This is a genomic window from Vibrio sp. Hep-1b-8, from assembly GCF_006124995.1.
Lineage (GTDB): Bacteria > Pseudomonadota > Gammaproteobacteria > Enterobacterales > Vibrionaceae > Vibrio.
In genome coordinates, this window is record NZ_QEWN01000141.1 from 40274 (window position 1) to 50601 (window position 10328).

Sequence of the window (10328 nt, forward strand, 5' to 3'; positions counted from 1 at the left end):
ATTGGTATTATAGCTCGATCACCTATCCTAAAAGGGTAGTGATCGAGTTATCAATTCTGAGTATTGCCACTCAAAATGCAGCCAGTCCCCCGACGACTATCATCTAGGTGTGGCAAAATAGCCTGCTAACTACAATGGCTTCTTAAGCCAAATTAAGTCTTACAGCCCAAACGGAACTACCATCATGTCGCAGCCTGTCGTCGCAAGCCAACAAATTGTCTGGGATCAAGCCGTTCTAGATAAGTACAACTACTCTGGTCCTCGTTATACCTCATACCCAACCGCGTTGGAGTTTCACGAGGCCTTCACTGTCGCTGACTATGATATGGCTTGTACGCAGTATCCTGAGCGTCCTTTGTCGCTATACATTCATATCCCTTTCTGCCACAAGCTTTGTTACTACTGTGGTTGCAACAAGGTGATTACTCGTCATGCTCATAAAGCGGATGAGTACCTTGATGTACTGGAACTGGAAATTAGAACGCGTGCGGCACTACTGCAAGGGCGAAAAGTGACTCAGCTTCACTTTGGTGGGGGTACACCAACCTTCTTAACCAAAGCGCAGATTAGCCGTTTAATGGCCATTCTCCGTGGTGAGTTCTTCTTTGAGGTTGAAGCAGAAATCAGTATCGAAGTTGATCCAAGAGAAATTGAACTGGATATGCTGGATCACTTGCGTAGCGAAGGGTTTAACCGTCTGAGTATCGGTGTTCAGGATTTCAATAAAGAAGTTCAGAAGCTAGTTAACCGAGAGCAGGATGAGGAGTTTATCTTTGCTATGGTTGAGCGAGCGAAAGAGCTTGGCTTCCGTTCGACAAATTTAGACCTTATTTACGGTTTGCCTAAGCAGACAAAAGAGTCATTTGCGGCGACTCTGAAGCAAGTACTGGAGATGACCCCAGGACGTCTTTCTGTATTTAACTACGCTCACATGCCACAACTCTTTGCTGCTCAACGTAAAATCAAAGATGAAGATCTACCGGTAGCTGAAGAGAAGATGGCTATCTTGCAAGATACCATTGCGACGCTCACTAACGCAGGCTATCAGTTTATCGGTATGGATCATTTTGCCCAGCCGGATGATGAGCTAGCGGTTGCTCAGCGAAATGGTGTGTTGCACCGCAACTTCCAGGGTTACACCACACAAGGTGAAGCGGATTTGGTCGGATTTGGTGTTTCTGCTATCTCAATGATTGGTGATGCTTACGCTCAGAACCAGAAAGAGCTCAAGAAATACTATGCGCAAGTCAACGATCAGCGCCATGCTCTATGGAAAGGCGTAGCTCTTGATAGTGATGACTTACTACGCCGTGAAGTCATTAAACAGCTTATCTGTAACTTCAAACTTGATAAAACGCAGATAGAGTCAGAATTCGGTGTGAACTTTAATACGTACTTCAAAGAAGACTTAGGGTTACTTCAGACCTTTATCAATGATGAATTGGTTGAAGTGAATGACCAAGAAATTCGCGTCACACTGCGTGGCCGTTTGCTTATCCGTAACATCTGTATGTGTTTCGATAAGTACCTAAGAGCTAAGGCAAGGCAGCAACAATTCTCTCGAGTCATCTAGCCATTATTCGATTGGACGATGTTGAATCTGAAAAGCCAGCGTTAAAGCTTAACTCCTATCACTTAACGTGTTCGCAACGTACTGGATAGCAAACCATACTGTTGCGAACGACCCCTCTGTAGCAGTGGGGTATTTTCTGATTTTTCATCATTTGTGATTGTTCACAGTCTCCTCGGTGCATTTCTTGCTTCCGGGCAACTTTTTGCTCGACCTGAGCAAGATCTTGCTCGATTCGAGCAAAAAGTTGCTCAGCTTGTATATTAATAAACGCTTAAATTGTTGAAATATATACATTTTCATTTTGGCACGCTTTTTGATTAAGAGTAAGTGTTATTACACACAACCTCTAAGGATTTTACTATGCCAACTCCATGTTATATTTCTATCGACGGTGAAACTCAGGGTCTGATCACGGCGGGCGCTTGTACGGCTGACTCTATCGGTGACTCTTATGTAGAAGGTCACGAAGACGAGATGCTGGTTCAGAAGTTTGACCACGTCATTTCGGTTCCGACCGATCCACAATCTGGTCAACCTTCTGGTCAACGCGTCCATAAACCCTTCAAGTTTACCGTCACTCTCAACAAAGCCGTACCACTGCTGTACAACGCGCTTTCTTCTGGTGAGAAGATGAAGAACGTAGAGCTTAAATGGTACCGCACCTCTATCGAAGGCAAACAAGAGAACTTCTTCACCACTAAGCTAGAAAACGCGTCTATCGTCGATATCCAGTGTGAGATGCCACACTGTCAAGATCCGTCGATGTCCGACTTCACGCAAAATCTAACGGTCTCAATGTCGTACCGTAAGATCACTTGGGATCACGTCAACGCAGGTACGTCAGGTTCAGACGATTGGCGTAAACCTATCGAAGCTTAATCACTTTGATTTTCGGTGGCTCCCCATGGGGCCACCTGAAAACCTTAACCTCAGACCATCCTTTTCACGGTGATTTGTGGTGAAGGTTTTTTGTGTTTAGGGTTAACGATAGGAGAGACGTATGGCGACATTGGCGTACACCATAGATATAGAAGGACTCGGCGATGATGCCTTGGTTGTGACTCAGTTCGATGGGCAAGAGTCCTTGTCTGCCAGCGTGTTTCATCATCGACCTTGTTACGGTTTTTGTTATCAAATCACCTTAGCCAGCCGTCGGCATGACTTAACCGCAGACCAAGTAGTGGATCGACAGGTCGAGCTGCGCATGTACCGCAACCAAGTGTTGGTGCAACGCGTACATGGGATAGCGCGCGCGTTCACCCAGGGCGACATTGGTCATCACCATACTCGCTATGCCTTGACGCTGGTACCTGCGCTGGAACGTCTCTCGCTGCGCCACAACAGCCGGATTTTCCAACATAAGACCACGCCTGACATCATCGAGACGCTATTGCAGGAGATGGGCATTCATGACTATGCCTTTTCACTGCAACGCGAGCCGGCTCAACGTGAGTTTTGTGTCCAATACCGTGAAAGTGACCTCGACTTTCTCCACCGCCTCGCCGCGGAAGAAGGCATGGTCTACAGCTTTATTCATGAAGCCGGAAAACACACCTTGCTGTTCAGTGATGCCACTGTGCTGCTGCCCTCCTTACCTCAGCCTATTCCGTACAACGGGCTAGCGGGTGGTGTCAGCGATGTGCCGTATATCCAAGATTTTTCTTATCAATCCGAGGCCCACGTCAGTGAGGTAGAACTCAAAGACTACAGCTTTAAAAACCCGGCTTATTCCTTTAGCCAATTGGCTCACGGCACGGAGATGGATTATCAACAACCCACTTACGTGCACTTTGATGCGCCAGGTCGCTACAAAGATGACCCAAATGGCATCGCCTTCACCCGCACTCGCTTGAGTTATCTGCGCCGTGACGCCCAGTTAGCCAAAGGCAAAAGCAACGAATTTTTGCTCCGCTCAGGGTATAAATTTACCTTGAGTGACCACCTCAACACATCCTTTAATCGCGCTTGGCTGCTGGTTCAAGTCAATCACCAAGGCGAACAGGCTCAAGCACTCGAGGAAGAGGGCACTCAAGGCAAGACGACCTACGCCAACCAATGGCAAGCCATCCCCGCTCATCTCAATTGGCAAGCGCAGCCCGAGACCAAACCTAGAGTCGATGGCCCCATGATCGCGACGGTCGTCGGCCCAGAGGGAGAAGAAATCTTCTGTGACGAACATGGTCGCGTAAAAGTCCATTTCCACTGGGATCGCGAAGAGAGAAACCCTGAACATCGTTCATGTTGGGTGCGAGTCTCTCAAGGTTGGGCGGGCAGCCAGTACGGCATGGTCGCTTTACCTCGTATTGGCCACGAAGTGATTGTCTCATTTCTCAATGGTGACCCTGATCAGCCCATCATCACGGGGCGCACCTATCATGCGGTCAATAAGCCGCCCTATGTTCTGCCCAACAACAAAACCAAAACCGTCCTGCGCAGTGAGACCCACCAAGGGCAAGGCTTTAACGAACTGAGTTTTGAAGACCAAGCAGACCAAGAGCAAATCTATCTTCATGCACAGAAGGATTTTGACTCGATAGTGCTGAATGACATGACCACTCATGTCAAGCACGACCAACATATCACAATCGATAACGACCACTTCACTCAGATTAAAAACAGCCACAACCTCACCGTGGAGGGCGAAAGCCGAACTCTAGTCAAACAAGATGCCACCTCGATTATTGAGGGCAGCTTGCACCAAAAGGTCGGTGCGCTCCACGCCATTCAATCAGGTGATGAAATTCACATCAAGGTTGGTCATAAAGTGGTGATAGATGCTGGCTCTGAAACCACCCTCAAAGCCGGCGGCAGCTTTGTAAAACTGGACGCGTCTGGCGTCAGTCTGGTTGGGCCAAAAATCAATATAAACTCGGGCGGTAGCCCGGGTAGCGGCAGCGGGTATGGAGGCCAGCAAGCCGCACTACCGAATGGGTTAGAGTTGCAGCAAGCACCGCAAGAGATGGAACCACCACTGGTCACAGAGCAACAACGAAATACGGTTCTTGAGGCAGCAATAAACGGCAGTCCAATTTGCCGAGCTTGTGAGGAGGCTCAGTCATGAAAACTTTCCAATACTCTACCGAGCTTCCACCAGTATCAAGGCTAGCCCGTTGGATGGTTCTCGATGGTGCACTGCTGCCGAAACTTGAGTTTAACATCGCAACGTTAGGCAGAGAGCTGACGACTCCCATCGAGTATCGAGCTCTATTGCGTAATACACGTTGGCAAAACGTATCGGATATTGGTCCATACCTTGTTACATGGTCAAAACAAATTCAAGATTGGGCTCATGACACTGCGCCTTATCGGTATGGGGTTATTTTCGAATCCAACGCTTCTATAGATGATCTCGAAACACACTGGAAGAAACTCATTTTGTGTCAGCATGGTGGGTTAGAAAATAATTTAGCTCGTTTATATGACCCCATTATTATGCTTTATTTACTCAAAGCGGCAGATGAAACACGCTTTGAGTCTTGGATGGGGCCAATGAAAAACATATGGCTACCAAACCTTTTTAACCAGCAATACGGTGAAGCGAAATCGTGTTTGGAAACACCCCAAGCGTTAAAAGAAGCCTTCTTTACCGATGAAGAGTGGCAGGGCCTGAGTGATGCGAGCACAGCATACACAGCATGGCGACTTATCCAGCACATAGAGGCATATTTTCCTGACAGACTGCAAGCAAGCAAACTAGAAACGCACGCGTTTGTTTTGCAGCAACTGGCTGACTTACAACCGCTTGGTCAAGTCAACGAACAATTAGCCACATATTACCTCAATATCGTTTGCCGACTTGGCGATGTGTTAGGTAAAAGCTCACTTTATCCTGAAGTAACGGCTTGTCTGCATGACGTTAAAGCTCCCTTAGAGCAACGTTTAAAACTCGCCAATCAATTATCTGTCTCACTTGCTCAAAATCCACGAGACTCAGTGGAGAACTATCCATGAACTATACCATTCAATCAGGAGATACCTTAACCGGTATCGCGCGCGCAAACGGCATAACCTTAAAAGCGATACAGAACGCGAATCCTAACATTTCTGATCCGAATAACATTCGTGCCGGTGATGTCATTCATATCCCACAGGATGCGGTACTTGTTTCTGGTACTTCAGATCCCGCAACCAATGCGGCCATCGTCACCAGTTCAAAACCGTTAGACAATGTCGTCGAAGAGTGTCCACTCAGAGATGAATGGTTCACAGTAAAACCGATGCGTTATGCGGTGGCAGATAAGGATAGCTCAGCAAAACTCCCTGAGACCTTGTCAGTTGGCGTCGACTTAGCCAATATGCAAGAGCATCATTATATTGCTCGAGAGCTCATCGATCATACCGTCTACTTTTATAACGAGGACGATCAGTACCTTATCGAAGTGCTTTATCAAGAGGGTATCGCACAAGATGCTCGTTGTGTGTTTGGCGAGATGCCTCCAGAAGTGAAATCCGCTTTACCGATCCTTAAGCAAAAACAGAAAACAAAAGCCACCATGTGGCTTAGCATTACGCCACTATCAGAGTTAAGATTATCAAACTTACAAGCCAACCCAGATACCATTATCAAACTCGGTCAGCGTATCGACTTTGCACAAGCTGCGGCAGGCAACGCGCCAGATACCAGACCGCTTTATGATATTGAGAACTTGTTCGCCAATACGCAAGTGGTAGAGAGTGTTCTAAAATGGACGTTTCCTGCATTAGAGCCGGTCTCTGATATCAATGGGATACGCGTACCATACGAAGCACAAACGCCTAAAAATAACTACGCGGTCTGTCTGGTTGATGCGATTGGTATCGCTACCGATCTGTGCCGTGAGTTCTCTATTGCTTACGAGCTCACCATGTCGAGTTTGAGCACGTCGCAACATCCTCTCCAGATGGCAAAATTAACCAAGCACATCATCGACAACGAGATGACACAGGCCGCGTCGAAAGTCTCACAATATCAACCAACGGGTCATTACGCTGCCGCACTCTCTGCCCGTAAGCGCAGTGATCAAGAAATGGAACAACGCCAAGCGGCAGCAGGTTCTTCAAGAAAGCAAGAGTTAGAAAAGTGCTTGCACGTTGATGAGATGGAAGGCTACCTAAAGGAATACCAAGATGCGATGCCCAAACTCAAGCAGCAGCTTGAAACCTTGTCTGAAGATTGGTTGACTTGGTTAGATCATGAACAGCTAGATATCGCGCTCGCCTGGTTAGATGACAGTGATAAAGAACAAATCGCGCTTAAAGAAAGCCTCTTGTTCGCGATGACCAACAATCTTGAGGCAACCGATCAAGGCGTTGCACTGGCTCAACGCTGGAGTAAAACCTTGCTTGCCGTGGTCTCTGAGCAACCACAACAGGAAAAAGGGGCTGGGGCGCACTTCTTAGCCGCGCTAGGCTTTGCCAAGCCATTGGTGTTAGAAGGCTCTAAATGGCTAAAAGAGCTTAACGGAACAACCAACAGCAATTCTAGTATTGAAGCGATTGCCAGTGTAAGAAGTGGGCTGATTGAATCGGGTGATATGCCTGCAACGGTGGCCACCGATGGACTGATACAGTCTATCGCCAGCCCTTTGGTTCAATTAAGTCATGAAGGCAAGACGGTTGTGCTTTGGCAGGAGACCTATAGCCTGCTTACTTACCGCTATAACTATCAATTCCCATTGGTAACCAGCAATCTGGCTGATGTGATGTTTGATATTGAGGCTTCGTATGCCGTGATGGTCTTTGCGGCAACCGGGCATATCACCAACGCTCCACGACAACAAACCAGCACTCAAACGCTCAACCTGTATGCGGTCAACCAGACGTCTGCCCCGGGTAAAAAGCTCACTACGGTTGAAAAGCACGCGAAATATTGGCTTAAACAGGTTAACGGCAATGATTTCTTAAGTGAAAAAACCGCCTTGATGAAGCTCTATCGCCAAACAGAGCAGGTATTTACCCCCAATGTGCAAAGCAGTGCCGTCGGCCTGTTCTTTTTAGTTCAGGTTTACAACACCACACAGATGAACAGCACGGCAGAAAAAGATGGCCACTTAAAAGTCTTTCTAGAACAGTCAAATGGGTATTTAGGATTGATCACCAGTTCTTTTGCCGCGCTCGATCACTTTGCTGGGGCACGCTTTGGCCAAGTCGGCGGTAAGCAAGTCTTTACTGAGTTTATGAAGGAAGATGGTGCTAAACTGCTTGGTAAGTCCATCTCTAGTAAATTAGTCTCACAGATAAAACGAACCAAACTTACCTTTTTAAATTCGACAAAATTCGCAGAGCGCATAGGACACTGGGCCACCATTGTTACTGAAGTGACTTTTCGTTGGTTGCCGGTTATCGGGGGCGTTGTTGCCGCCCTGGGCAGCGGGTATCAACTTGGCACTGATCTGGTTGGTAACCAAAATGCCTTAGCCACGGTGGTGTCAGGGGTAACATTGTTGGTCAATGGCATGGCGGCGTATTGCGCCTGGGTGGCACTGGTGCCTGCGGCGGCGCCGGTTATGGCGGTCGCTGCTGTGGTACTGGGTGTCACAGCGCTGACGCTAGAGATAATCAGAGCCTCTGTAATGGACGATAAAACCCAACTGTTTTTAAAAGGCTCTTTCTGGGGCCGTGGCAATTATGCTTACGGTAAGTCCAAATTCAACACCTTGGAACAACGACTGAAGCTTTTTGACCAAGATGCCAAGCTAGAGGATGCGATTAGAGTGATGCAACAAGAGCTGACCGCGTTTGGCGACTATTTATTTAAACCCATCCCACAGCTACTCAATGTTAGTCAAACCGATGGTCTGAGCCGTTTTACGCTGCATATCTTACTGCCGGGTTTTGTGCCATTAACCAGCGATGTCAGTGTGTATCTGCAGGGTTATGCGCAGAAGGACACTAAGGATCTACTGGTGAGCCACAGTCGAGAAAATCGCTGGCAAACCAATCAGCTTAACGGCAAGATCACTCTGCTTAATGACACCACTGCCGCGCTGAGCTTTGAGGTCGATGAAACAGAACTGGAAACAGACTATCGTTTTTATCAACTGGCGCTCGCTTATCATAACCCCGCTGGTTATCCTGTTTCGTTAAAGTATCCGAAAATAACCATCAGTGATGACAAACATTTGTTTGAATTCTGGCGCAGCAGCACTGAGTTGGAGTCTTTTGAAATCGAGAAAACTAAATCATGAGTGAGATTAGACAAGTTGGTCCCAATCATTGGGTTGGGCCAGAGGAGTTTGGCTTTACCCCCAACTTCCATATTACCCAACACGGCGTGGATCACTACCCTAATGGCCATTTAATGCAACAAGAGCCGCTTCATCCAGGGAATAAGAAAATAACTTTGGTGCATGAAACAACTGAACCCGGAGAAAAAGAAGACTTAGGTGAATTCTTTGAACTGTTTTCTGCTGGTGGCCATAAAGATTTTCTTGATATGCGTGTTCAGTCTGTCCATGGCAGAGGAGCAAATATATTTGCAGTAATTTTCTTTGCCTTGTTCTGGCTGCTTGTCAAGACTTCGATGGTTTACACCGCTGGAGATACATGGTCACTCAGTTACGTCGATATCACCGTTCTGGCAATTCTCGCCATTTGTATGGGCTTAAGTTTATTCAAGCCCATCGCCATGCCGGTACGCTTTCATAAACAAAACCAAGAGGTTTACGTTTGGCACAATAAAGTGCTCTATCGCATTCCATGGCAAGAGTGTGAAATATCCGTCATTGTGGCAAAAACCCATATGGGCTACGGGCGGTTAAAAGATGGCTATGAGTTAATGCTCTGGCTTAACCCTAAACACGCGGTCAATGCCGATTTAACTGGTCAACGCCATCAATATCTCAGTTTACTTCGCCATATGGGCAGTCATGCGCCTATGTATGGCTATTGGGAATACGTTCGCCGTTATATGGCTGATGAACAGCCACTGTGGTACCAAATCAGTAAAGAGCCAAGACAGATGGGTGTTAACTTTGAACTCGCTGAAGAAGAAGGTCGGAGTCGGCTGTTTGCAATTGTTACCTTTATTCTTGTTTTGCCACTTAGTTTTCTGCTCAGACCCGCTGATTTTGCACTTTGGTGTAATCCTCTGAAAGACAAATGGCCAGAACAGGTCCATGAGTGGACAGGTAAACGATGCAATTGGCATTAGACGTTTTTCACGACAGTTTATCCGCACTGGCGCTCAATCGAGCGGCAGTCGAGCTGTTCGCGGAGGAATAACCCATCATGAGTGAGATTAGACAAGTCGGCCCCAATCATTGGGTCGGGCCAGAAGACTTTGGTATTACTCCCAACTTCCATATTACCCAACACGGTGTGGAACATTACCCTAATGGTCATTTAATTCAGCAAGAACCATTAAACCCCGGCAATAAAAAAATCCCCATCGTTCACCGAAGAAAAGACGCTGAAGATATGGGGGAGTTTATGGGGCTGGTGTTTCTATTTACCCTGATATGGATCGGGTTAAAAGGTTGGGGATTTATTGATGGACTGTCATGGTCAGATACCTATGTTATTGACTTAATTTATTTGGCATTGATCGGAGTCACTATAGCGGTAGGACTTTTCAAGCCCATCGCCATGCCGGTACGCTTTCATAAACAAAACCAAGAGGTTTACGTTTGGCACGATAAAGTGCTCTATCGTATTCCATGGCAAGAGTGTGAAATATCCGTCATTGTTGCAAAAACCCATATGGGCTACGGGCGGTTAAAAGATGGCTATGAGTTAATGCTCTGGCTTAACCCTAAACACGCGGTCAATGCCGATT

At 47.0% G+C, this 10328-nt stretch carries 6 protein-coding genes and 1 pseudogene; all 7 read left to right on the forward strand.

Annotated elements, in window-relative coordinates; all coding sequences use genetic code 11:
* Positions 1–184 precede the first annotated feature (184 nt).
* Positions 185–1573: an oxygen-independent coproporphyrinogen III oxidase gene (hemN, locus tag DA100_RS19835; RefSeq protein ID WP_138973708.1), complete on the forward strand. Its 1389-nt coding sequence runs from the start codon at positions 185–187 to the stop codon at positions 1571–1573.
* 360 nt (positions 1574–1933) lie between these two features.
* Positions 1934–2452: an Hcp family type VI secretion system effector gene (locus tag DA100_RS19840; protein WP_138972011.1), complete on the forward strand. Its 519-nt coding sequence runs from the start codon at positions 1934–1936 to the stop codon at positions 2450–2452.
* Between the two features lie 121 nt (positions 2453–2573).
* Positions 2574–4634: a type VI secretion system tip protein VgrG gene (gene tssI / locus DA100_RS19845; protein WP_138973709.1), complete on the forward strand. Its 2061-nt coding sequence runs from the start codon at positions 2574–2576 to the stop codon at positions 4632–4634.
* Positions 4631–5524 (forward strand): DUF4123 domain-containing protein, encoded by an 894-nt coding sequence (locus DA100_RS19850; protein ID WP_138973710.1) that lies wholly within the window; start codon positions 4631–4633, stop codon positions 5522–5524. The genes tssI and DA100_RS19850 overlap by 4 nt, the downstream gene beginning before the upstream one ends.
* Positions 5521–8739, forward strand: coding sequence for a LysM domain-containing protein (locus tag DA100_RS19855; protein WP_138973711.1), 3219 nt, complete (start codon positions 5521–5523; stop codon positions 8737–8739). Before DA100_RS19850 ends, DA100_RS19855 begins: the two co-directional genes overlap by 4 nt.
* Positions 8736–9704 (forward strand): DUF6708 domain-containing protein, encoded by a 969-nt coding sequence (locus DA100_RS19860; protein WP_138973712.1) that lies wholly within the window; start codon positions 8736–8738, stop codon positions 9702–9704. Before DA100_RS19855 ends, DA100_RS19860 begins: the two co-directional genes overlap by 4 nt.
* A gap of 77 nt (positions 9705–9781) precedes the next feature.
* Positions 9782–10328, forward strand: a pseudogene (locus DA100_RS19865) (hypothetical protein); the annotation flags it as partial.